This window comes from Buchnera aphidicola (Aphis craccivora) (assembly GCF_005082145.1).
GTDB lineage: Bacteria > Pseudomonadota > Gammaproteobacteria > Enterobacterales > Enterobacteriaceae > Buchnera > Buchnera aphidicola_U.
The window spans coordinates 562,062-585,781 of record NZ_CP034897.1; the positions used below are offsets into that span (position 1 = coordinate 562,062).

The following is a 23,720-nucleotide window of genomic DNA, read 5'->3' on the forward strand; positions in this document are numbered from 1 at the left end:
AAATAACTTCTTTATATGTAATTTAAAAAAATATTTTAGATTTTTAAGATCTTAATAAAATTATAATTTCAACAAATAATATATTAAAAATATAAAATAGTTTTTAATACTTTAAAATTTTTAAAATTTATAAAAACAGGTGAAAAAAGTGAAAAACTTTAATCAAATAGGACTTACATGGATTAGTTTTTTTTCATACGCTTTCACAGGTGCATTAATAGTCGTTACAGGAATGATAATGGGAAATATTGCTTCTTATTTTGATTTATCTATATCTCAAATGAGCAATATTTTTACTTGTTTAAATGCAGGTATATTAATATCAATTTTACTTAATTCTTGGTTGATTAATATTGTTTCATTAAAAAAACAATTAATATATGGATTTATATTTTCAATAATTGCAATTTTAGGAATAATATTTTCTAAAAATATATTATTATTTTCTATTAATATTTTCATACTGGGATTAGTAAGCGGTATCACTATGTCAATTGGTACTTTTATTATTACAACGTTGTATTCTGGCTCAAAAAGAGGATCACAGCTTTTATTAACTGATTCTTTTTTTAGTATGTCTGGAATGATATTCCCTATTATCACAGCATATTTACTAGAAAATAAATTTTTATGGTATTGGATATATGTATGTATAGGAATTATTTATTTTATAATTTTTATTTTATCAGTTAATTTGAAATTTCCAGAATCAAAAGAAAAAATAATTCATACAGAAAAAATTAAAAAATGGAATTTTAATATAGTTTTGTTATCAATGTCTGCATTATTATATATTCTAGGTCAGTTAAGTTTTATTTCTTGGGTACCTCAATATGCAACAGAAATAATGAACATTAATATAAAAAAAACAGGGGATTTAGTAAGTAATTTTTGGATGGCATATATGATTGGTATGTGGTTTTTTAGTTTTATAATAAAATTTTTTAATTTAAAACATATATTTGTTTTTTTATCTGGTATTTCCGCAATACTTATGTATGTATATATACATAGTTCGAATTATTTAATAATGCAATATATTATTATTAGTTTAGGATTTTTTTCTAGCGCTATTTATACTATAATTATTACATTAGCTTCATTACAGACAAAAAAACCATCAGCAAAATTAATAAATATAATTTTATTTTTTGGAACTATTGGAACTTTACTAACATTTATTATTACTAGTCCTATTGTTGAAAAAAAAGGAATATATGCAACTTTAATATGTTCAAATATCTTATATAGTATAGTATTTTGTTTATCTTTGATAATCGTAATAAATAGCACAAATAAAATATATTTTAAAGAATAAAAAATATTTTATAGATAAAATAATTATTATACAAATAATGTTTTATATAATAAATAAACTAGAATATATTTATTTCTGGTTTATTTATCTAATAAATTAAAAAAATCAATCTATTCCTATAGCAGAATATACTTTTTTTAAAGTTTCTTGAGATTTTAAACGAGCTTTAATTGCTCCATTTTGAATAATTTTTTTTAAAAAACATTCATCATTACGATAAATCATATAAGACTTTTGCAACTTAATTAAAAATTTAGATATGCTATCTGAAACAATATTTTTAAATTCACTATATAAAACTCCATTTAATTCTTTTTCTAAAATATTAATTTTTTTATTAGTTACAGCAGAAAGAATTTCTAATAAATTTGAAATACCTAATTTCTTATTAGTATTATAATATATTTTTGGGGGATTATCTGAATCTGTAATAGAATTTTTGATTTTAGAAAAAATAGAAGAAACATCTTCTAATAAAAAAATAACATTATTTTTATTAATATCAGATTTAGACATTTTTTTTGTAGGATCCAATAGAGACATAATTTTAGAACCATTTTGACTAATAACAGGTTTAGGTATAGTAAAAACATTTCCATATAAAAGGTTAAATCGATTAGCTATACTACAGGTTAATTCTAAATGTTGTTTTTGATCTTTTCCTACTGGAACAAAATTTGTTTGATATAACAAAATATCTGAAGCCATTAAAATAGGATAATTAAATAAACCAATATTGCTATTTTCAGCAGAATTTTGTTTTCTTTTTACTTTAAATTGAATCATTCTAGATAATTCGCTAAATTTACTAAAACAACTCAAAATCCAATTTAATTGACTATGCTGATAAACCTGTGATTGAACAAAAATAATACTTTTATTAGGATCAACACCACAAGCTAAATATAAAGCTAAAGTATCTAATATTTCATTTTTTATTTTTTTTTTTTTATTTATTGTAGTTAAAGCGTGCAAGTCTGCAATGCAATATAAACATTCATATTTATTTTGCATATTTGACCAATGACGCATTGTTCCAATATAATTTCCAATAGTTAATTTTCCAGAAGGCTGTATAGCGCTAAACAATATTGGTTGAGAATTAATAAGCATGAATTAAATATCCTAAATAAAAATACTATTAATGAATAGACTTAACATGAGAATATTTTAATTCTTGACGAATTTTTGCAATAATCCTATGATAGTCAGGGTAATCAAAAATTCCAGAACCAATTACAAATACATTCGCTCCAGAAAAAGCTATTTCAGAAATATTTTCTAATTTAACTCCTCCATCTACTTCTAAAAAAATATCTAGTGAATTTAAATCAATTCGTTTACGTACTTCACTTAATTTATTAAACGTAGATGGTAGAAATGTTTGATTTCCAAAACCTGGATTTACCGACATTAATAAAATTAAATCTAATTTATCTATTATATAATCTAAATAATTAAGTGAAGTAGATGGATTAAATGCTAAACCAGCTTTACATCCGTGCTCTTTTATTAAATTTAAAGTTCGATCAATATGATTAGTTGCTTCCGGATGAAATGTAATAAAATTAGCTCCTGCTTTAGCAAATTGAGGAATTAAATTATCTACAGGTTTTGTCATTAAATGAACATCAATAGGCGTAGTAATATTATAATTTCGAAGCGATTTTAAAATCATAGGACCCATTGTTAAATTAGGAACATAATGATTATCCATTACATCAAAATGAATCCAATCACCACCTGCATCAATAACTTTTTTTGCATCTTTCCCTAAACGTGCAAAATCAGCAGATAAAATCGATGGGGCTAATAAAAAATTTTTCATATTAACTGTCTCAGTTTACATGACTTACATAGATGATTAATAATAAAAAAATAAAATATATTTTATAAATAGTATTATAGACTTTTATGTGCTTTTTATTTTTATAACATTAAAAAATTAACGTAAATAAAAAACTATTTCATAAATAATACAAAAATTATTTTAGTATCAAAAACTAAAAATTTTTTGGTTGTTAAAATAAAATCTAAATTTAAAAATATTCTATAATATAAAAAAGTTTATTGAGAATCTTTAATTGCAGTTAAAATAATATTTTTATCTATTCCGGTAAAAACTTTGGCTTTTCCTATAGAAATAGGAAGTACTAATCTCATTTCTCCCGAAATTACTTTTTTATCACGCATCATATACGGTAAATATGCAACCGCAGACATATTTTTAGGTCCTTTTATAGGTAATCCAACTTTTTTTAATAAAGAAAGTATTCTGTTATAATCTACTTTTTTTAAATACCCAAGTAACTCTGATGTACGAGAAGCCATAACCATACCCACTGATATCGCTTCACCATGCAACCAACTACCATATCCAGCATGCGCTTCGATAGCATGACCATATGTATGACCAAAGTTTAATAACGCTCTAAAATTTTTTTCTCGTTCATCAAGAGAAATAATTTTTGATTTTAATTCACAGCATTTTTTAATGCAAAAACACATAGATTCATGATCTAACAATAATATTTTTTCAATATTATTTTCTAACCAATTAAAAAAATTTTCATCAAAAACAATGGCATACTTAATAATTTCAGATATTCCTGAAATTAATTCGTTATGAGGTAATGTTTTTAAAAAATCAATATCCACAATAACCGAAGATGGTTGCCAAAAAGAACCAACCATATTTTTTCCTAACAAATGATTTACTCCTGTCTTACCTCCTACAGAAGCATCGACTTGAGATAAAAGAGTAGTTGGAATTTGAATAAAACGAACTCCTCTTTGATAAATAGATGCTGAAAATCCAGCTAAATCACCTATTACTCCTCCACCTAAAGCGATTAACGTAGTATCACGAGAATGTTTTTTTTCGAGTAAAGCAGAAATGACCATTTCTACTTCATTTAACGTTTTAAATTGTTCACCATCTGAAATAATTACTTGATCTACTTTTATCCCTGATTTTCTTAATTGAAAAAATACTTTATCTTTTAAAAGATTAGCTAATGTTTTATTTGTTACTAACATAGCTTGATTTCCAGATTTTAAAGGGGCAAAAATATTATCTTTTTCAATAATACCCGATCCAATATTAATTGGATAACTACGTTCACCTAAAATAACTTTTAACTGTTCCATAATTATCACGCTCTAATAATGTGTTATAAATAGTTATTAATACTATATTTTTTCTAATAAACGAATTATATTATATGCAACAGATTTAGCACTTTGAGTATCAGTGTGAATTTTAAAATCAGCTATTTCCTCGTATAATGGGTTTCTCACAAGAGCTAAATTTTCTAATATAACTTTATTTGATACACCTGTTTGTAATAATGGTCGTTTTTTATCTCTTTTTGTACGTGATAACTGTTTTTCAATTGTTGTTTCTAAATATATAACAATACCTCGAGCTGATAATATATTTCTATTCTCTTTAAATTGTACTGATCCTCCACCGGTAGCAAGAATGATTCCTTGTTTTTGTGTGATCTCATTAATAACTTTGACTTCTCTTTGTCGAAAACCATTTTCACCTTCAACATCAAATACCCAACTTATCGTAGCTCCAGTGCGCTTTTCAATTTCCTGATCTGAATCAAAAAATTCCATATTAAGTTGTTGAGACAATTGACGACCAATGGTACTTTTACCAGCACCCATAGGTCCAATTAAAAAGATATTTCGTTTTTCTGCCATATTTTTATTACTAAAATAATTCGTTAAAATTACCTTTGCTGCATATATTAATGCTAGCAAGACATAAAACGCTAAAAATAGAATAATTAAATTTAAATTATATTACTTTTAAATTTTTAATTAGCAAAAATATTTAATAAATATTCTAAATTAACGTACCTAGAGTATTTAAAAAAATAATATTATAAATATTTATAGTTTTTGTAAACATTGCATAAATTATTTGATTCCTTATAGTCAATTAATTATTTTTAAAAAAATATTTGAAAATAATTTAGAACTAAAACATATTCTAGCAGAGTCAAGATTATTTTTTCTATATTTCTTTATAATTTTATTATAAATATTTTTTAAATATTTTATAAACTAAAAACTTGACGTTATCTACTTTTTCAGATTAAATATAAGAAATATTTTACATTGTTTTTTATTTTTTAATAAAGGTGAGATGTCCGAGAGGCTTAAGGAACACGCCTGGAAAGCGTGTATATGGAAACGTATCAAGGGTTCGAATCCCTTTCTCACCAAAAAAAATAAAAATCTAGATTAATAAAGCAGCCTCTAAAGATAAAATAATCATATCATTAAAACTAGATTCTCTATCTTTGGATGAAACAGACTCTTTCTTTAAAATATGATCAGAAACTGTACAAATAGATAAAGCTTGTGCTTTAAATTCAGATGCAACAGAATATATTCCTGCTGTCTCCATATCTATACCAACAATATTATACTTTTTTAAAATACCTAACATATCTTGATTAGTATAAAAAGAATCAGTAGTAAAAAAATTACCAATAAAAACTTTAAAATGCATTTTTTTTGCAGCTAAAAAAACATTATAAATTATATTAAAATCCGCAATAGCAGCATAATCATGATTATGAAATCGTATTCTATTAAATTTCGAATCTGTCGAAGCACCTAACCCAATAACAATATCACGTAAGTTTATATCATCACGCACAGCACCACAAGTTCCTATTCGAATAATTTTTTTTACATTATATTCTGTTATTAATTCTCTAACATAAAGAGCTGCAGAGGGTATACCTATACCATGACTCATCACTGAAACTTTTTTGTTTTTATAATATCCTGTATAAGCCAGCATTAATCGTGTTTTATTAATTTGCTTAAAATCATTTAAATAATTTTCAGCAATATATTTTGCCCTTACAGGATCACCAGGCATTAAAATGACATCTGAAAAATCATTTTTTTTACTATTGATATGGAAAGTAGACACTTATTTTTTCCTTGTTTTTAAAGTAAATATTTTTAAAACATATGTTGACCATATTGCATTTTTGATAATGAAAAATATTTAGCAATTGTTTGTCCTATATCAGAAAAAGTTTTTCGATGACCTAAAAAATTTATCTTTTTAGCAGGAGAATATATTAATATTGGAATATTCTCTCTAGTGTGATCTGTACCTACCCAGGTAGGATCACATCCATGATCTGCAGTAATAATAAGCAAGTCTTTTTCTTTAACTAAATTAATCATATTTAATAACTGATTATCAAAAAATTCTAAACCTTTAGCGTATCCAGAAACATCACGACGATGTCCCCAAACAGAATCAAAATCTACAAAATTAGTAAATACAATAGTATTGTTCTTTGCTAATTTCATTTCATTTATAGTTGTATTACACAATTCTTCTAATCCAGAAGATTTTATGCTTTTAGTAATACCAACACCTGCATAAATATCTGAAACTTTTCCTATTGCAATTACTTCACCTTGTTTTTCATTAATTAACTTTTCCATAACAGTAATAGAAGGCGGTTTTATTGATAAATCTACTCTATTTCCTGTTCTTTGAAAATTTAAATTATTAGTTCCAATAAAAGGACGAGCAATAACTCGTGCTATTTTATATTTATTTTTATTAAGTAACATGCGAATGACATGACATAATTTATAAAGATTAGATAATCCAAATGTATGCTCATGACATGCTACTTGAAAAACAGAATCAGATGAAGTATATAAAATTGGCTTTCCTGTCTCTAAATGTTTTTCGCCTAATTTAGTAATTATTTCTGTACCAGATGCATGACAGTTACCAAGAATACCAGGTAATTTAAAATTTTTTATAATGTCATTTATTAAAACATTGGGAAATGTATTATTAACTTCTTTAAAATAATACCAATCGTCTAATACTGGAACTCCAGCTATTTCCCAATGCCCAGAAGTAGTGTCTTTTCCTGAAGAAATTTCACTAGCAAAACCATAACTAGCAATAATTTCAGTGTTATTTAATTTTTTATGAAAACCTAAAGGATATTTTCCTGTTGAAGCTTTATATGCTTGCATAATACCTAACTTTTCTAAATTAGGGATCTTTAAAAAACCTTTTCTTCCTTTATTCGCTTTTCCCAAAAAGCATTTTTCTACTATATGCCCAAATGTATCAGCACCATAATCATTAAATTTATTAGAATCAATACTTGATCCAATTCCAAAAGAATCTAAAATCATTAAAAAAACACGTTTCATTTTGAATACCTAAAAATAAATAAAAAATATTTATATTACTGCTCTCTTACTTTTTTAAAATTAATATCAATATATCGAGATATCATGATATTCAAGTTTGCTTTATTAGGTGCTAAATACGTTAAATTATTAAAATTATCTAATGCTAAATAAGATTTATTTTTATTTGAAAATATATCGATACTCTTTTTATTATTTGATGTAATCCATCGAGCAAATTGAATATTCACTTTTTCGTATATTGCATCTATTTTATATTCAATTTTTAAACGTTGAATTACTATATCAAATTGCAATATACCAATAGCTCCTAAAATTAAATGATTATTATTGATAGGATAAAAAACTTGTATTGCACCTTCTTCTGATAATTGCATTAATCCTTTTTTTAATTGCTTTTGTTGTAATGGATTTTTTAAAAAAATTCGTCGAAATATTTCTGGAGCAAAACTAGGAATTCCAATAAAATTTATTTCTTCACCTTCTGTAAAAGAATCTCCAATTTTTATTGTTCCATGATTATGTATACCAATTATATCTCCAGGATATGCTTTTTCTATAGAAAATCTATCTCCGGCTATAAAATAAAATGCATCAGAAATAATAATGTTTTTCTTTGTTCTTACATGTCTCAATTTAATACCTTTTGTATATTTTCCAGATACAATTCTAATAAAGGCTATACGATCACGATGTTTTAAATCCATATTAGCCTGAATTTTAAATACAAAACCTGTAAAATATTTTTCATTAGGTTGTATTTTTCTTTTATTAGTATTTCGATAAATAGGAAAAGGCGCCCATTTTATTAAACTTTCTAATATATGATCAATACCAAAATTACTTAATGCACTACCAAAAAAAATAGGTGTAATAATACTTTTTAAAAAATCTTTTTTATTAAATTTTAAATATACATTACTAATCAATTTTAATTCTTCATAAACTTGAAAATTTAAATCTGAACTAATATAGTTTTTTAATAAATTTTCATTTAAACAATTATAATTAACTTTAAAAATATTAGGTTCATTAAATTTATTATAAAAATAAATTAATTTTTCATCTAGATGAAAAACACCTTTAAAATTTCTACCGCAACTAATAGGCCATGTAATAGGTATACAAGATAATTTTAACTCTTTCTCAATCTGATCTAAAATTTCTATTGGCTCAAGACTATCACGATCTAGCTTATTCACAAATGTAATAATAGGAGTATTATGTAAACGACTTACATCCATTAATTTTTTTGTTCTTTCTTCTATTCCCTTTGCTGCATCAATAATTAATAAACAGCAATCTACAGCAGTAAGAATTCGATATGTATCTTCTGAAAAATCTTGGTGACCTGGAGTATCTAATAAGTTAATTAAAATATTTTTATATTTAAATTGAATAACAGATGTTGTAATAGAAATTCCCCGGTCTTTTTCAATTTTCATCCAATCTGATTTAGCATATTTCCCACTTCCTCTTGCTTTTACTGTGCCAGAAGTACGAAGTATTTTCCCTAAAAGTAACATTTTTTCTGTAACAGTCGTTTTTCCAGCATCAGGATGCGAAATAATCGCAAAAGTTCGTCTTTTTTTTATTTCTGATTCATAATTTAAATTACACATATAGACTCTATTAAAAAAATAATTTGTTTTTATAAAAATTTAATGTAAAAATTTTATTCGAGATAATTTACTTAAAACATATTTATTTACATAATTATATTTTTATATGTAAAATATTTTTAAAATAAATAAATGGGTATAAATTAAATTATATGTAATAATAAAATATTTATCATTAAATTATAAATTAAGAACAGAGTTACTTTAATGAAAAAAAAAAATATATATATTGCATATACAGGTGGAACTATTGGAATGCAAAAATCAAACAATGGATATATTCCTATAACTGGTTACTTTCAAAAACAATTAATTAAAATGCCAGAATTTCATAGTCCAGAAATTCCAAATTTTTTTATCAAAGAATATAACCCATTAATTGATTCTTCTAATATGAGCCCAATAGAATGGCAAAAAATCGCAGATGATATTAAAAAAAATTATTATAAATACGACGGATTTGTTGTTCTTCATGGAACAGATACTATGGCATATACAGCTTCAGCATTATCTTTTATTTTAGAGAATCTAGAAAAACCTATTATTATAACTGGTTCTCAAATTCCTATAGCAGAAATCCGGTCAGACGGAACACAGAATTTATTAAATGCATTATTCATGATAGCAAATTATCCTATTAATGAAGTAACTGTATTTTTTAATCGAAAACTGTATAGAGGTAATAGAACTACTAAATCTAATGCTGATGGTTTTAATGCATTTTCTTCTCCTAATATAGCTCCTTTATTAGAAGTAGGAATAAATATTCGTTATTTATATAAAAATAAGTCTTTAAAAAAATATAAACATTTAAAGGTGTATAAAATTAAACCTCAACCTATTAGCATTATTACTATATATCCAGGAATTTCTAGTAAAATTTTAAAAAATTTTTTATTGCATCCAGTAAAAGCTTTAATCTTATGTACATATGGAATCGGAAATGCACCTCAAAATAAAGATTTTTTAAAAGAATTATATATTGCTTCTAAAAAAAATATTATCATAATAAATCTAACACAATGCACATCTGGAAATGTTAATATGAATGGATATGCAACAGGTAATTCGCTTAAAAAAGTTGGAGTTATTAGTGGTTATGATTTGACAATTGAAGCAGCTTTAACTAAATTACATTTTTTATTAAGCCAGGATATTTCAATAGAAAAAATTCGTATACAAATGCAAAATAATTTACGGGGTGAATTAACACATTATTAACATTTTTATAATTTTAGAAAATATTTCAATAATTTAAAATACTTCTCTCAATAGAAAGAATGATGCCCATGTAAATGTTGAGTTTGATCGATTACTTTTTTTATTTCAGGGAAAGAAGATAATATTTTTCTTTCAACCATTTCTTTTAAAGTAACTCCTATCATTGAACATCCATTACATCCTCCGCTAAACTCTATGAATACTGTGTTATTTTCAGAAATATTAATTAAATTTATTTTTCCACCGTGTAATAATAACTGTGGATTAATTTCTATATTTAAAAAATTTTTTATTTGTTCTTTTAAAGAAAGTTGCTGGTTTGAAATATTTTTTTTTGCATAAGGAGCTTTAAATGTAAGCTGTGAGTTTAACTTATCTACTATTAAATCAATTTCAGAATTTTTTAAAAAATGAATAATAGATTTGTTAACATAAACATAAAAATTATTATATTCTAATTTAATATCAGATTCTTCTATTTCATCTAAAGAACAATACGCTACTTTACATTCTGCATTTTGCATGCCTGGGTTAATGATAAAAACACGGATTTGAGTGCCTTTAGGTTCTTTAGACAAAAGTGAAATAAAATAATTTTGAGCTTGATTGGAAATTTTGATCATAATGATTTTTAAAATAGTTTTAATTGATTTTAATTGTTAATTTTAATTATAATAATTTTACTAATTAATTAACCTAAATACAAGCAAATTGTAATTTTATATTATTAAAAATACTTAAATTATTAAAACATAAAAATGAAAAAATTTACTTGGCAAACTAAAGGAACTGGAGATATTAATATTGTTATATTAAATGGATGGGGTGTTAGTTGTGAAATATGGTTTTTTATAGTTCAAAAACTTAGTATTTATTTTAAATTACATGTAATTGATTTCCCAGGAATAGGAAAAAATAAAGCACTCAATTTCATTGATATTCAACAAATAATTGAAATATTAAATTTTTATATGCCTAGAAATTCTATTTATTTAGGATGGTCACTTGGAGGGTTAATTGCAACTAATTTTGCTCTATTATACCCTAAAAAAATTTTAGGATTAATTCATGTAGCTTCTTCACCTTATTTTATAAAGCAAAAAAACTGGCCAGGAATAGAAAAAAAAAATGTACATTATATGTATAATAATTTAGTAAATAACTATTACGAAACAATCAACAGCTTTTTGTCTTTACAAACATTAACCCAAAAAAAATGTTTTAAAGATTTAAAAATATTAAAAAAAATATTATTCCAGAAAAATAACATACCTAATCAAAAAACGTTAAAAAAAGGATTAGATATACTATTGTCAGTAGATTTAAGATCTAAAATATCTATGATTAAAGTTCCATTTTTACGTATATATGGATCTTTAGATAGTTTAGTACCTAAAAAAGTTTCTAATTTAGTTGATTCGCTATGTCCTAATAGTAATTCTATCATTATAGAAAAAACAGGACATGTACCTTTTATTTCACATAAAGAAGAATTCTGTTCTATCTTGCTAGAGTATTTTTTTAAAAAAATTTAAAGAATACTCAAAAATATAGCCCCCAAAAAAATGGGGCTAAAAATATTTTTCAATTAACTTAAAATGGAATTTCATCATCAAAATCTATTTCTGAAGAATCCATTTGTTCCTTTTTTAATTTATATTTTTCTATATTCTTAGATGTATCAATAGTTTCTGTTTTTTTTGTTTTTAAAATACTATTATTTTCATTAATAGAAAGATGATTAGAATTAGAATTTCGGTTTCCAAGCATTTGCATTGTACCACCAATATTTACTATAACTTCTGTTGTATATCGTTCTAAACCATTTTGGTCTTGCCACTTTCTTGTTTGAAGCGAACCTTCAATATATACCTGAGAACCTTTTCGTAAATATTCTCCAGCTATTTCAGCTAACTTTCCAAATAAAACTACTCTATGCCATTCTGTTTTCTCTTTAGTTTCACCTGTATTTTTATCTTTCCAATTTTCTGAAGTTGCAAGCGTCATATTTACTACTGCATTACCATTTGGCATATATCGTACTTCTGGATCTTGACCTAAATGACCAATTAAAATTACTTTATTGACACCTCGACTTGCCATAATAAAAACTCCATTTTTAAATTAATTAATATAAATATATTTTTAAATAGAATTTTTAATTATTTAAAGTAAGTAATAAATATTTAATTTATTATTAATCAATAAATATTTAGTAATAAAATATATAAAAAATACTTTACTAAAATTTTTAACTTATTACTTTATATAAAGTAAAATTATTTCTTTGTTTTTATTAAATTATTTTTTAAAAATAAAACTATCATATAGTTTTAAAAATCTAAATATTTATAAAAATATAAAATATGATAAAATTATATAAATAAAAAATTATAGAAATTTTTAAAATTAATTTATATTACTTTGTAATATAAAAATTTTTATATTAGTAAATTTCTATCTGTTTAAAAATTCATTTAAAAATAAATTTTAATACTATTAATATTTTAAAAAATATTCCTCGTAAAAACGTATTCCCCTTATGTTATTAGTAAAAGTATAACTTACAAAGTAATTTTATTACAAATAAGGTGAAAGATATACATTTTATAAAAAAATTAAATAAATACTTTCAAAATTACGAAAATAATATTTAAAATTATTTAAAAGATATAAAGTAAGTTTATTAGCAAATAGTTTATTGTTGTAATATTAGAATATAATTTCAAAGTGATCTGCTAAATAATGGTATATGCAATATATATGGGTAAAAATAAATTATATTTAAATCAAATTAATAAATTAAAAATTCCTCCACATTCAATAGAAGCAGAACAATCAGTATTAGGTGGTTTAATGTTAGACAATGAACAGTGGGATTCTGTTTCAGAACATGTAGTTGCTGATGATTTCTTTAGTAAACCGCATCGTTTAATATTCCAAGAAATGAAACTATTGTTAAATTCAGGGCATCCAATCGATTTAATTACATTATCTGAATCTTTAGAACAAAAAGGACAATTAGAAAGCGTTGGTAGATTTTCTTATTTAGCTGAGTTATCTAAAAATACTCCTAGTACAGCAAATATTACTGCTTATGCTGACATAGTAAGAGAACGTGCAATTGTAAGAGAAATGATACTAGTTGCTAATAAAATAGCAAATGCAGGATATGACACACAAGGACGAAAAAGTGAAGAACTCTTGGATTACGCAGAATCTAGTGTTTTTAAAATAGCAGAAAAACGTTTTAAAAAAGATTCAGGACCAAAAAATATTGAACAAGTACTTGATGAAACTATTGGTAGTATTGAAAAACTATTTTTATCTCCTAATGATGGAGTAACAGGAATTAATACAGGATATCAAGATTTAAATAAAAAAACATCAGGATTACAACGCTCTGAACTAATAATCATTGCAGCACGACCTTCTATGGGAAAAACAACTTTTGCAATGAATTTATGTGAAAACGCTGCTATGTTATATGATAAACCAGTTTTAATTTTTAGTTTAGAAATGCCTGGGGAACAAATTATGATGCGTATGTTAGCTTCGTTGTCTAGAGTTAATCAAGCGCGTATTAGAACTGGAAAACTAAATGATGAAGATTGGTCTAGAATGTCAGGAACAATTAATGTCTTACTTAAAAAAAAGAATATTTATATAGATGATTCTTCGGCTCTTACACCTAGCGAAGTTCGTTCTAGGGCGCGTCGTATTTATCGTGAAAATAATGGTTTAACTTTAATTATGGTAGATTATTTACAACTAATGCGAGTTCCATCTCTTTCAGATAATAGAACTCTTGAAATTGCTGAGATTTCAAGAACATTAAAAGCGCTTGCAAAAGAATTACAAGTTCCAGTAATCGCTTTATCACAATTAAATCGTTCTTTAGAACAACGAGCAGACAAAAGACCGGTAAATTCAGATTTACGAGAATCTGGTTCTTTAGAGCAAGACGCAGACTTAATTATGTTTATATATCGCGATGAAATATATCATGAAAACAGTGATTTTAAAGGTATAGCAGAAATTATCATTGGTAAACAAAGAAACGGACCCATTGGAACTATTAGTTTAACTTTTAATGGACACTGGTCTAGATTTGACAACTATTGCAACCCTAAATACGACTAATTTGAAAATTAAATAAATACTATTTTAAAAGAAAACTATAATTTTATTATTATACAAAATTTCAACTGAAAGTTGTATATTATATACAACTATAGTTTTTATCCAATTAAAATTAATATAAACTTAAAATATATGAATAAAAAAAAGACCCTAAAAATTGGAATAGTAATGGATCCAATTCAATTAATTAAAATTGAAAAAGACTCTAGTTTTGCTATTTTGCTTGAAGCTCAAAAAAGAAATCATCAAATTCATTATATAGAAATGAATGATTTATATTTAAAAAAAAATCAAGCATATGCAAGAACACGTTTTATAAAAATACAAAAAAAAATAAAAAATCATTTTAATTTTATTCAAGAACAAAATATTTCATTAAATGAATTAGATGTTATATTAATGCGCAAAGATCCACCATTTAATATGGAATTTATATATGCAACTTATATTCTTGAACGTGCAGAAAAAAACGGTGTATTAATTATTAATAAACCAAAAAGTTTAAGAGATTGTAATGAAAAAATATTTGCATCATTATTTGATAAATTTACACCAGATACATTAGTTACTCGCAATATATCTCAAATGTATAATTTTTGGAAAAAATATAAAGATGTAATTATTAAACCTTTAGATAACATGGGAGGTACAAATGTTTTTCGTATTAAAGAAAATGATACAAATTTTTTAGTAATTTCAGAAATTATGACTAATTATGAAAAAAAATACTGTATGATTCAATCTTATTTACCATCGGTAAAATATGGAGATAAAAGAATACTAATCATTAATGGAAAAGTAATTCCTTGGTGTGTAGCAAGAATTCCGAAAAAAGATGAAACAAGAGCAAATATAGCAGCTGGGGGTAAAGCTCAAATAAAAAAACTTGATGAAAAAGATTGGGAAATAGCAAATTATTTATCCCCTATTTTAAAAGAAAAAGGACTAATTTTTGTTGGATTAGATATTATAGGTGATAAATTAACAGAAATAAATGTTACTAGTCCAACATGTATTTGTGAAATTGAGCTAAATATAAATATTTCTATTACTGGTATGTTAATGGATTACATTGAAAATCAAATATATTAAATAGAGAATAAAAAATAATGGTGATTGCATTTGATTTTGGAATTAAAAATATTGGAGTAGCTGTAGGCGAAAAAATTATTAAAAAAGGAAAAGCGTTAAATAAATTAGCCGCACATAATGGACGTCCAAATTGGAACGATATAAAATATTTATTAAAAATGTGGAAACCCAGTTGTATTATTGTAGGACTACCTCTAAACATGGATGGAACACGACAAAACATAACAAAAAAAGCAGAAATATTTGCTAATTTATTAAAAAATAAATTTAATGCTTCTGTTGAATTACACGATGAACGTTTAAGCACAAAAGAAGCTAGATCTTTAATATTTAATCAATACGGTTTTAAAGCATTTAAAAAAGATCAAATTCATTCTACTGCAGCTGTTGTTATCTTAGAAAGTTGGTTTAATCAATCTTTATAATAATTAATTATATCTAATTTTAAAATATGAAAAATATCGAAAATAATATAAAAATTCTTAAAAAAAAAATTCAATATTCATTGGAAAACAATAATTCTTTATTAAAGAAAATTAAAATTATCGCCGCCAGTAAAAATCAATCAGTTGAAAAAATCCAAATAGTTTTATCATCTGGAATATATGAATTTGGAGAAAATTACATTCAAGAAAGTATTCATAAAATTAAAAAACTAAAAAAAAATAACAAAATTATTTGGCATTTTATAGGAAAGTTGCAATCAAAAAAAACTAAATTAGTTGCTCAATATTTTGATTGGTGTCAAACTATCGATCGAGAAAAAATTGCAATTTTATTAAATAAATATAGAACAAACAAAAAAATTCCAATGAATGTTTTAATACAAATCAATATTTCTCAAGAAGAAAATAAAAATGGTATTTATATAAAAAATTATAAAAAACTAGCAAATATTGTTTCTAAAATGCCTAATCTTAATTTTCGAGGAATTATGGCAATGCCTAAAAAAGAAAAAGAAATCATAAAATATTGTGATTATGAAAATATCAGAAATATATTTAATATTTTAAAAAATGAATATAAATCAGTTGATACACTATCATTGGGAACTAGTTTTGATGTTAAAACAGCTCTCATGTATAACAGTAATATGATTAGAATTGGAAAAGATATTTTTAATTCTTGATATTTTCAAAGAAATATATTACTTTGTTTAAAAAATAAAATATTATGCTAAAATTACCTCCAATTAGTTTATATATCCATATTCCTTGGTGTATCAAAAAATGTGGATATTGTGATTTTTATTCATATGTTAGCAAAGAAATAATTCCAGAAACAGAATATATTAAAAGTTTGCTAAAAGATTTAGAAAAAGATTTAAAATTAATATATAAAAGAAAAATAAATAATATTTTTATTGGTGGAGGAACACCTAGTTTACTTCATAATATATCTATTAAAAATTTAATAACAGGAATAAAAAAAAGAACAGAGCTTTCTAAGTTCTCAGAAATTACTATAGAATCTAATCCAAAATTAATAGAATACAAAAATTTTAGAAATTATAAAAAATCAGGAGTTAATCGATTTTCTTTAGGTGTTCAAACATTTAATTCAAATTTACTAAAAAAAATAGAACGTACATATAATAAAAAAGAAGTTATTACAGCAATAAAAGAAATAAAAAAAATCAATAATAATTTTAATATCGATATTATGTATGGATTGCCAACTCAATCATTAAATAATGTTTTATCAGATTTAAAAAATGCTGTTAAATTCAATCCAACACATATATCATGGTATCAATTAACCATAGAACCTAATACTTCATTCTACAAAAAAGATTTACACTTACCACATGAAAATATTATATTTGAAATGTTCAATCAAGGTGAAAAATTTTTAAAAAAATCAGGTTATATAAAATATGAAATATCTTCATATGTGAAATCAAAATATAAATGCAAACACAATCTTAATTATTGGAATTTTGGAGATTATATCGGAATAGGATGTGGTGCTCATGGTAAAATCACTAAAGTAAATGGAGATATTATTAGAACTGTTAAAAATAAAAATATCAATGACTTTATAAATGGTAAGTATTTAAATGCTAAGCAACTTATTTTAGATAAAGATAAACCTTTTGAATATTTTATGAATGCTTTTAGGTTATATAAACCTATTTATAAAAAACATTTCCAAGAACGCACTAATATTAGTATCTCAAATATAGAAAATAATATTAAACAAGCATTAAAAAAAAAATATTTAATAGAAAATAAAGATTATTGGGAAACAACAAAAAAAGGAAAAATATTTCTTAATTCATTATTAAAAATTTTTTTAAATTAAAAAATATTTAAAATTTAGACTGAAATACTAAATTAAAGATTTGATTTCCCAAAAAATATGCTTTTTTTTCAAACCTTGTTTTTATGTTAGGAATAGAGTCTTTGATAAAATTATTTGTGTCAGATAAATTTAAATAATTATCAATTTTTTTTATTGTATTTAATATATAAGAAGCATATTCTTTTGAATCAGTTTTGATATGTAAAATACCACCAAAAATTAATTTTTTTAAAATTTTTTTTAAAAAAATATATTGTATCATTCTTCTTTTATGGTGACGTTTTTTAGGCCAAGGATCAGGAAAAAAAATCTGTATTTTTGATAATGTATGATTAGAAATCATATTTTCAATTACTTCAATTGCATTATAATGTATAATTTTTAAATTTTCTAAATTAGAAACATAAGCAAAACGTAAACAAGAACCTATTCCTGATTGATATACTTCAATGCCTAAAAAATTATAATGATCAGAATGAATTGCTGTTTGTACTAAAGATTCGCCTGATCCAAAACCAATATCTAAAATAATTGGATAATTATATTTAAAAACTGATCTAAAATTTATAGGTGTTAATTGATAATTAATTCCAAATAAAGACCAATACTCTTTAATCGATTGCAATTGAGATTTAGTTATTCGGCCTTTTCGACATACAAAACTTTGGTTTTGTCTTAAAAATATCCCATTTTTATATTTAGGTGTTATAATGTTATTTTTCATATTTCAGTAAATTATTAATTATAAAATATTTGATAAAATCATATATTTATATCTTAACTTTTTTTAAAAAAAAATACAGCTATATTACTTTTTTAACTGATAAATAGTTCTATTAAAATGACACTTCATATTTTTTCACAATTAGTTCTGAACTGGTATCATTTAAACGGAAGAAAAAACCTTCCTTGGCAAAGAGATAAAACATTATATAGAGTTTGGATATCTGAAATAATGTTACAACAAACCCAAGTAAAAACTGTTATTCCATATTTTAAAAAATTTATATCAAAATTTCCAAATTTAAATTCTTTAAATAATGGTACTTTAAATGAAATTTTATATTTGTGGAGCGGTCTAGGATATTATAAGAGAGCTAAAAATATTTATGAAACAGCTAAAATTATAAAAAATAAATTTAATGGAAAATTTCCAAAAAATATTTTAGATTTAGTAAAATTACCAGGTATAGGAAAATCTACTGCAGGAGCTATTTTATCTTTTACATTAAATTATTTTTTTTCTATTTTAGACGGAAATGTAAAAAGAATATTAATCCGATATTATGGGATTTCTGAATGTTTAAAAAATACTAAAACTGAAAAAAAATTATGGAATTTAATAGAAAATATAACTCCTATTCATAATACTGGCGCTTTCAATCAAGGAATAATTGATATCGGCGCATTAATTTGCACTTCTAAAATACCTAAGTGCAACATTTGTCCATTAAACACAAAATGTATTGCTTATAAAGAAAAAGAATGGAAAAAATATTCTTTTCAAAAGAATACTATAAAAAAAATAAAAAAAAAATACTGGTTTGTTATAATTTATTTTCAAAATACAATTTGGATGCAAAAAAATACTATAAAAAACATTTGGAATAATTTATTTTATTTTCCAAGCTTTGAAAAAAAAAATGATGCTATACAATGGATGAAAAAAAATCAAATTAATGTTAAAAATATCAAAGAAATGAATTCTTTTTGTCATGAATTTAGTCATTTTACAATGTATGCTAACCCAATACTAATAAAATTATTTTTTAAACATAATTGTTTTAATACTAAAAAACAAGGAATTTGGTATAATTTAAATAAACCTCAAAAAATTGGCTTACCTAAATTAGTAGAAAAAATTTTAAAATTATTAATATAATTTTTCAATAAAAGGAAAAATTAAAATCAATGTCTCGTAAAATTTTTTGTGTATTTTTACAAAAAGAATCTGAAGGTCATGAATTTCCACCATATCCAGGAGAGCTAGGAAAAAAAATATACTATAAAATATCTAAAAAAGCCTGGAGACAATGGATTATTCAACAAACTAAATTGATAAATGAAGAAAAATTAAATATGATGAATGCAATAGATCAAAAGAAAATAAAAAAATATATGCAATTATTTTTATTTAAAAATATTACCTAAAAATAAAAATATATTTTAAATAAAATTTACATTAAGTTAAACATGTTGATTTATTAAAAAAGTGCTCATATTCGATTCTGGTATAGGAGGGATTTCTATATTAGAAAATATTAAAAAAAATCTTCCTAATATAAATTATATATATTTATTAGATAATGAAGGGTTTCCTTATGGAGAAAAAAAAGAATCTTTTATTATAGAAAGAAGTATTAAAATAATTAATACAATTAAAACAATCTATCCAATCAAATTAGTTGTTGTTGCTTGTAATACCGCAAGTACAATATCTTTATCTATATTAAAAAAAACTTTTAATATTCCTATTATTGGAGTTTTACCTTCGTTAGATAAAGCAATTAAAATAACAAAAAACAATAAGATTGGTTTTATTGCAACTAAAGCAACAATACAAAGTATATATATTAAAAAAATTATATACAAACATATTCATCGTAAAAATATAAAAATAATAGCAACAAATAAACTCGCAAAAATTGCTGAAAAAAAAATTCGAAAATTATCAATTTCTAATTTAGAGTTAAAAAAAATTTTTAATTCTTGGATTACACTTTCAGTACAACCTGATACGATTTATCTTGGTTGTACTCATTTTTTATTTTTAAAAAATGAAATTCAAAATATTTTTTATAAACCAATTAATTTTTTAGATACTCATGAAAGTGTAACTGAAATAGTTAAACAATATTTTATAAAAAATAAAACAAAACAAAATATAAAAGAAAATATTTTTTTATATTCACAATATAATAAAGAACTTAATAATTTATTATGGGTATTAAAAAAATATAAATTTAACCGTATTGAAAAAATTAATTTAGATTAATTTTTTGATAAAACAAAGTTTTATATTTTTCAAAAATATATTTTAATAGTTTATTTAACAAATTTACTTTTTCTATATCATAAGAAAATTTTTCTAAAAGATTTTCAATCTTATTTACATATTCCTTCAAAACTAATCGATTAAAAACTTTAAAACAATGATCAAACCAAATTTTTTTTTCATTAGTATTTAATATGAATATAAAATTTCGAGCTTTATATCGAAAAAAAAGTTCTTTTAAACGTATATCTTTAAAACCTAATGTAATATTTTTTAAATGTATCGGATTGGTATTACTAATTTTTTTTATTAATTGTTTATCTTGTAAGTTAAAAAAACCATGATAAATTTTTAAATCTACATTTGAAATTTCTTGAAAGATATTTATTTTAGAAAGGAAAAATTTTATATGATTTATTATAAAATAATTTAATTTAATTAAATTTATTTTCTCATCTATGTAAAAATCTTTTAATTTTAATCTTTCAGCGTCTTCTGTTCGGATAAATTGAATAGGAACTAATATAGGACAACGGTTAAAATATATCAATACTATTCCTAAATCAAATAAATTTTTACTATTTACATTTTGATAATGATTTTTTTTAAAAAATTCAATTAATTTTTTAATATCTTTAAACAAATCTATTGCAATTAATAGATTGCTATTATTTTCATCCCAGAATAGAGGTAATATAAAACTCATATTATTACGTATAACAGTAAAATAACTAGAAATATAAAGAATAGGTTGAAAACTATTTATATTAATTAATTTATATAATTCATTTTTTTTTCGATATTTAAAAAAAAAGTTAAATAATTTTGGTTGTTTTTTTCTTATAAGTTTTGCGAGCTCAATAGTAGCATAAACATCAGAAATTGCATCATGCGCATTATAATGTAATATATTATTTTCTTGAGTTAACTCAGATAGTTTAAAAATAGGAAAACCAAGATTATTTTTAGGCCATTTAATACCATGAGGTCTTAAAAGATAACATACTCTCATAATATTTAATAAATCCCAACGAGAATTATTATTCTTCCAACTCCATTCATATGGATCTAAAAAATTACGATAAAATATATTTCTTGTAATTTCATCATCAAAAGCAATATTATTATAACCTACTATACAAGTATTAGGTTTAATTAAAATATTATATATTTTCCTGGAAAATTCATATTCATTAGTTCCATGTTTAAATGTATACTGTGGAGTAATTTTAGTTGTTAAAATAGAATAAGGTTCTGGCAAATAATCATCAGATGGAAAGCAATAAAAACATTTTGGTTCTTCAATAATTGTTAAATTTTCATCTGTTCTAATAGATGCAAATTGAGCAGGTTTGTCTAATGATGTATGTGTTCCAAAAGTTTCATAATCATAAAATAATAAAGTAAATAAATTTTTTTGATAAAGAATTTTTTTATGTTTGTTCATTACATAATCTTAATAATTTAAATAACTAAATTTATAAAAGAATTTCTTTTAATAAATTAAAAGAAATTGTTATAAATATTCTAAATACTATTTATATAAAAATATTTATACATATAAAATTTATAAATAAATTTAAAAGAAAAATAAAAGAAATACCTGATATTAAAAAACAATCAAAATAAGAATTTTATTAATAATTTAAAAAAATATATTATATCAGATATAAATTGAGAGGAAATTAAAAAATAATTTTACGATAAAATGAATATACAGGTAAAATTGATAATTATAATATAAATTAAAATATTATAAATTTACATTAAATTTTTCTCCCCTGACTGGGCTCGAACCAGTGACATACGGATTAACAGTCCGCCGTTCTACCAACTGAACTACAGAGGAATATCAATATTTATATCAAAAATTTACATATCTGTCAAATATATATATAAAATTAAAAATTAACTATAAATTTTTTAAAAGAAGTCTAGATTATTATAAGAAATTCATTTATAGTAAAAGGTATAAAAATATTAAGGCCCTTTAGCTCAGTGGTTAGAGCAGGCGACTCATAATCGCTTGGTCGCTGGTTCAAATCCAGCAAGGGCCATAAAAACTAATAAACTAAAATATAAAATATTTTTAAATATTAAAAAATAACATTAACTAAATTTTTCATCATTAATTAGGATTCAAATTGATGGAATGGAAAAAAGAATTTATTGAGTTTCTTTTAAAAAAAAAGTCTTAAATTTTGGAACATTTATACTAAAATCAGGACGAACTAGTCCTTATTTTTTTAATTCAGGATTATTATCAACAGGTAAAGATACTGCTAAAATTGGATTGTTTTACGCACGCGCAATAATGGATTTAAATATTAAATTTGATGTATTATTTGGACCTGCTTATAAAGGTATTCCTATTGTAGTTTCTACTTCTATAGCGTTAAAAAATCAATATAATTTAGATATTCCATATTCTTTTAATAGAAAAGAAGAAAAAAAATATGGAGAAAAAGGAGAACTGATAGGTGGAAATATAAAAAATAAAAAAATTATTATTTTAGATGATGTAATAACTTCAGGAATGTCAATAAACCATTCAATTAAAATAATTGAAAAAGAAAATTCTAAAATATCTTCAATTTTTGTTTTGCTTGATCGAAAAGAAAAAAGAGAGAGTAACTTACACAAGGTTAATTATCTAAAAAAACAAAAAACTCATAAAATCAACTCTATTATTACAATAAACGATTTGATTATTTATCTTTCAAAAAAAGAAAAATTAAAAAAATATGCTTCTAAATTAATAGAATATCATGCAGAACATGGAACTTTTTAAAAATCT

At 23.0% G+C, this 23,720-nt stretch carries 22 protein-coding genes, 3 tRNA genes and 1 pseudogene; 14 read left to right on the plus strand and 12 right to left on the minus strand.

All coding sequences use genetic code 11. The features are described 5' to 3' along the window. The first annotated feature begins 148 nt into the window (after positions 1 to 148). Entirely contained in the window at positions 149 to 1,318 is a 1,170-nt protein-coding gene (tsgA, locus tag D9V60_RS02720) for an MFS transporter TsgA (RefSeq protein WP_158360801.1), read from the plus strand. Positions 1,319 to 1,423: 105 nt separating this feature from the next. On the opposite strand, the gene trpS is transcribed toward tsgA, so the two are convergent. The 4 genes from trpS to aroK form a co-directional block, all read right to left on the minus strand. Next, the gene (gene trpS, locus D9V60_RS02725) at positions 1,424 to 2,431 is read right to left on the minus strand and encodes a tryptophan--tRNA ligase (RefSeq protein WP_158360802.1); all 1,008 of its coding nucleotides are present in this window, start codon (positions 2,429 to 2,431) and stop codon (positions 1,424 to 1,426) included. Between the two features lie 28 nt (positions 2,432 to 2,459). Continuing rightward, on the minus strand, positions 2,460 to 3,146 hold the full coding sequence (gene rpe, locus D9V60_RS02730) for a ribulose-phosphate 3-epimerase (protein WP_158360803.1): 687 nt from the start codon (positions 3,144 to 3,146) through the stop codon (positions 2,460 to 2,462). A gap of 239 nt (positions 3,147 to 3,385) precedes the next feature. Next, positions 3,386 to 4,468 (minus strand): 3-dehydroquinate synthase, encoded by a 1,083-nt coding sequence (gene aroB / locus D9V60_RS02735; protein WP_180818835.1) that lies wholly within the window; start codon positions 4,466 to 4,468, stop codon positions 3,386 to 3,388. 42 nt (positions 4,469 to 4,510) lie between these two features. Then, complete coding sequence (aroK, locus tag D9V60_RS02740; RefSeq protein ID WP_158360805.1) at positions 4,511 to 5,032, minus strand: shikimate kinase AroK; 522 nt, start codon at positions 5,030 to 5,032, stop codon at positions 4,511 to 4,513. Positions 5,033 to 5,474: 442 nt separating this feature from the next. Here aroK and D9V60_RS02745 point away from each other — a divergent pair. Further along, positions 5,475 to 5,559, plus strand: a tRNA-Ser gene (locus D9V60_RS02745). Between the two features lie 14 nt (positions 5,560 to 5,573). Here the strand turns inward: D9V60_RS02745 and deoD are convergent. Genes deoD through D9V60_RS02760 form a run of 3 tightly spaced genes read right to left on the minus strand, consistent with a single transcriptional unit; the run spans position 5,574 to position 9,168 of the window. Next, complete coding sequence (gene deoD, locus D9V60_RS02750) at positions 5,574 to 6,281, minus strand: purine-nucleoside phosphorylase (protein ID WP_158360806.1); 708 nt, start codon at positions 6,279 to 6,281, stop codon at positions 5,574 to 5,576. Between the two features lie 32 nt (positions 6,282 to 6,313). Further along, positions 6,314 to 7,546: a phosphopentomutase gene (locus tag D9V60_RS02755; RefSeq protein ID WP_158360807.1), complete on the minus strand. Its 1,233-nt coding sequence runs from the start codon at positions 7,544 to 7,546 to the stop codon at positions 6,314 to 6,316. A gap of 35 nt (positions 7,547 to 7,581) precedes the next feature. After that, a complete protein-coding gene (locus D9V60_RS02760) occupies positions 7,582 to 9,168 on the minus strand; it encodes a peptide chain release factor 3 (protein ID WP_158360808.1) in 1,587 nt (528 codons plus the stop codon). Positions 9,169 to 9,375: 207 nt separating this feature from the next. On the opposite strand from D9V60_RS02760, the gene ansA reads away from it, so the two are divergent. Continuing rightward, complete coding sequence (ansA, locus tag D9V60_RS02765) at positions 9,376 to 10,389, plus strand: asparaginase (RefSeq protein WP_158360809.1); 1,014 nt, start codon at positions 9,376 to 9,378, stop codon at positions 10,387 to 10,389. Between the two features lie 47 nt (positions 10,390 to 10,436). Here the strand turns inward: ansA and D9V60_RS02770 are convergent, their stop codons facing one another. After that, positions 10,437 to 11,012, minus strand: coding sequence for an NfuA family Fe-S biogenesis protein (locus D9V60_RS02770; RefSeq protein WP_158360810.1), 576 nt, complete (start codon positions 11,010 to 11,012; stop codon positions 10,437 to 10,439). A gap of 135 nt (positions 11,013 to 11,147) precedes the next feature. Between D9V60_RS02770 and bioH the strand changes: the two genes are divergently transcribed. Then, complete coding sequence (gene bioH, locus D9V60_RS02775) at positions 11,148 to 11,924, plus strand: pimeloyl-ACP methyl ester esterase BioH (protein WP_158360811.1); 777 nt, start codon at positions 11,148 to 11,150, stop codon at positions 11,922 to 11,924. A 58-nt stretch (positions 11,925 to 11,982) separates the two neighbouring features. On the opposite strand, the gene D9V60_RS02780 is transcribed toward bioH, so the two are convergent. Continuing rightward, positions 11,983 to 12,492 carry a single-stranded DNA-binding protein gene (locus D9V60_RS02780; RefSeq protein ID WP_158360812.1) on the minus strand — a complete coding sequence of 170 codons (510 nt, stop codon included), beginning with the start codon at positions 12,490 to 12,492 and terminating at the stop codon, positions 11,983 to 11,985. 642 nt (positions 12,493 to 13,134) lie between these two features. Here D9V60_RS02780 and dnaB point away from each other — a divergent pair. From dnaB to hemW, 5 genes are all read left to right on the plus strand, one after another. Continuing rightward, positions 13,135 to 14,532, plus strand: a complete 1,398-nt coding sequence (gene dnaB / locus D9V60_RS02785; RefSeq protein WP_158360813.1) for a replicative DNA helicase — start codon at positions 13,135 to 13,137, stop codon at positions 14,530 to 14,532. A 132-nt stretch (positions 14,533 to 14,664) separates the two neighbouring features. Next, a complete protein-coding gene (gene gshB / locus D9V60_RS02790; RefSeq protein WP_158360814.1) occupies positions 14,665 to 15,624 on the plus strand; it encodes a glutathione synthase in 960 nt (319 codons plus the stop codon). A gap of 14 nt (positions 15,625 to 15,638) precedes the next feature. Next, positions 15,639 to 16,049, plus strand: coding sequence for a Holliday junction resolvase RuvX (ruvX, locus tag D9V60_RS02795; RefSeq protein WP_158360815.1), 411 nt, complete (start codon positions 15,639 to 15,641; stop codon positions 16,047 to 16,049). Between the two features lie 26 nt (positions 16,050 to 16,075). Then, positions 16,076 to 16,753 (plus strand): YggS family pyridoxal phosphate-dependent enzyme, encoded by a 678-nt coding sequence (locus D9V60_RS02800; RefSeq protein ID WP_158360816.1) that lies wholly within the window; start codon positions 16,076 to 16,078, stop codon positions 16,751 to 16,753. Between the two features lie 44 nt (positions 16,754 to 16,797). Beyond that, positions 16,798 to 17,928 (plus strand): radical SAM family heme chaperone HemW, encoded by a 1,131-nt coding sequence (gene hemW / locus D9V60_RS02805; protein ID WP_158360817.1) that lies wholly within the window; start codon positions 16,798 to 16,800, stop codon positions 17,926 to 17,928. Between the two features lie 7 nt (positions 17,929 to 17,935). On the opposite strand, the gene trmB is transcribed toward hemW, so the two are convergent. Beyond that, a complete protein-coding gene (gene trmB, locus D9V60_RS02810; RefSeq protein ID WP_158360818.1) occupies positions 17,936 to 18,652 on the minus strand; it encodes a tRNA (guanosine(46)-N7)-methyltransferase TrmB in 717 nt (238 codons plus the stop codon). A 117-nt stretch (positions 18,653 to 18,769) separates the two neighbouring features. Between trmB and mutY the strand changes: the two genes are divergently transcribed. The 3 genes from mutY (at position 18,770) to murI (ending at position 20,923) form a co-directional block, all read left to right on the plus strand. Then, complete coding sequence (gene mutY / locus D9V60_RS02815; RefSeq protein ID WP_158360819.1) at positions 18,770 to 19,810, plus strand: A/G-specific adenine glycosylase; 1,041 nt, start codon at positions 18,770 to 18,772, stop codon at positions 19,808 to 19,810. Between the two features lie 29 nt (positions 19,811 to 19,839). Continuing rightward, positions 19,840 to 20,079, plus strand: a complete 240-nt coding sequence (locus D9V60_RS02820; protein ID WP_158360820.1) for an oxidative damage protection protein — start codon at positions 19,840 to 19,842, stop codon at positions 20,077 to 20,079. A gap of 61 nt (positions 20,080 to 20,140) precedes the next feature. Beyond that, positions 20,141 to 20,923: a glutamate racemase gene (murI, locus tag D9V60_RS02825; protein WP_158360821.1), complete on the plus strand. Its 783-nt coding sequence runs from the start codon at positions 20,141 to 20,143 to the stop codon at positions 20,921 to 20,923. Here murI and sbcB read toward each other — a convergent pair. Both sbcB and D9V60_RS02835 read right to left on the minus strand, forming a co-directional pair. Next, positions 20,910 to 22,370 carry an exodeoxyribonuclease I gene (sbcB, locus tag D9V60_RS02830; protein WP_158360822.1) on the minus strand — a complete coding sequence of 487 codons (1,461 nt, stop codon included), beginning with the start codon at positions 22,368 to 22,370 and terminating at the stop codon, positions 20,910 to 20,912. The genes murI and sbcB overlap by 14 nt on opposite strands. Before the next feature lie 329 nt (positions 22,371 to 22,699). Then, positions 22,700 to 22,772 (minus strand) — tRNA-Asn (locus D9V60_RS02835). A 135-nt stretch (positions 22,773 to 22,907) separates the two neighbouring features. Here D9V60_RS02835 and D9V60_RS02840 point away from each other — a divergent pair. Both D9V60_RS02840 and pyrE read left to right on the plus strand, forming a co-directional pair. Beyond that, a tRNA-Ile gene (locus D9V60_RS02840) sits at positions 22,908 to 22,980 on the plus strand. 90 nt (positions 22,981 to 23,070) lie between these two features. Beyond that, positions 23,071 to 23,714 (plus strand): annotated as a pseudogene (gene pyrE / locus D9V60_RS02845) (orotate phosphoribosyltransferase). Positions 23,715 to 23,720 lie beyond the last annotated feature (6 nt).

Coding starts and splice junctions, on each gene's coding strand:
- mutY (WP_158360819.1), top strand. CDS start 18,770: ATGACACTTCATATTTTTTCACAATTAGTTCTGAACTGGTATCATTTA.
- D9V60_RS02800 (WP_158360816.1), top strand. CDS start 16,076: ATGAAAAATATCGAAAATAATATAAAAATTCTTAAAAAAAAAATTCAA.
- rpe (WP_158360803.1), bottom strand. CDS start 3,146: ATGAAAAATTTTTTATTAGCCCCATCGATTTTATCTGCTGATTTTGCA.
- ansA (WP_158360809.1), top strand. CDS start 9,376: ATGAAAAAAAAAAATATATATATTGCATATACAGGTGGAACTATTGGA.
- bioH (WP_158360811.1), top strand. CDS start 11,148: ATGAAAAAATTTACTTGGCAAACTAAAGGAACTGGAGATATTAATATT.
- dnaB (WP_158360813.1), top strand. CDS start 13,135: ATGGTATATGCAATATATATGGGTAAAAATAAATTATATTTAAATCAA.
- trpS (WP_158360802.1), bottom strand. CDS start 2,431: ATGCTTATTAATTCTCAACCAATATTGTTTAGCGCTATACAGCCTTCT.
- aroK (WP_158360805.1), bottom strand. CDS start 5,032: ATGGCAGAAAAACGAAATATCTTTTTAATTGGACCTATGGGTGCTGGT.
- hemW (WP_158360817.1), top strand. CDS start 16,798: ATGCTAAAATTACCTCCAATTAGTTTATATATCCATATTCCTTGGTGT.
- gshB (WP_158360814.1), top strand. CDS start 14,665: ATGAATAAAAAAAAGACCCTAAAAATTGGAATAGTAATGGATCCAATT.
- D9V60_RS02780 (WP_158360812.1), bottom strand. CDS start 12,492: ATGGCAAGTCGAGGTGTCAATAAAGTAATTTTAATTGGTCATTTAGGT.
- sbcB (WP_158360822.1), bottom strand. CDS start 22,370: ATGAACAAACATAAAAAAATTCTTTATCAAAAAAATTTATTTACTTTA.
- D9V60_RS02755 (WP_158360807.1), bottom strand. CDS start 7,546: ATGAAACGTGTTTTTTTAATGATTTTAGATTCTTTTGGAATTGGATCA.
- trmB (WP_158360818.1), bottom strand. CDS start 18,652: ATGAAAAATAACATTATAACACCTAAATATAAAAATGGGATATTTTTA.
- aroB (WP_180818835.1), bottom strand. CDS start 4,468: ATGGAACAGTTAAAAGTTATTTTAGGTGAACGTAGTTATCCAATTAAT.
- D9V60_RS02820 (WP_158360820.1), top strand. CDS start 19,840: ATGTCTCGTAAAATTTTTTGTGTATTTTTACAAAAAGAATCTGAAGGT.
- D9V60_RS02760 (WP_158360808.1), bottom strand. CDS start 9,168: ATGTGTAATTTAAATTATGAATCAGAAATAAAAAAAAGACGAACTTTT.
- D9V60_RS02770 (WP_158360810.1), bottom strand. CDS start 11,012: ATGATCAAAATTTCCAATCAAGCTCAAAATTATTTTATTTCACTTTTG.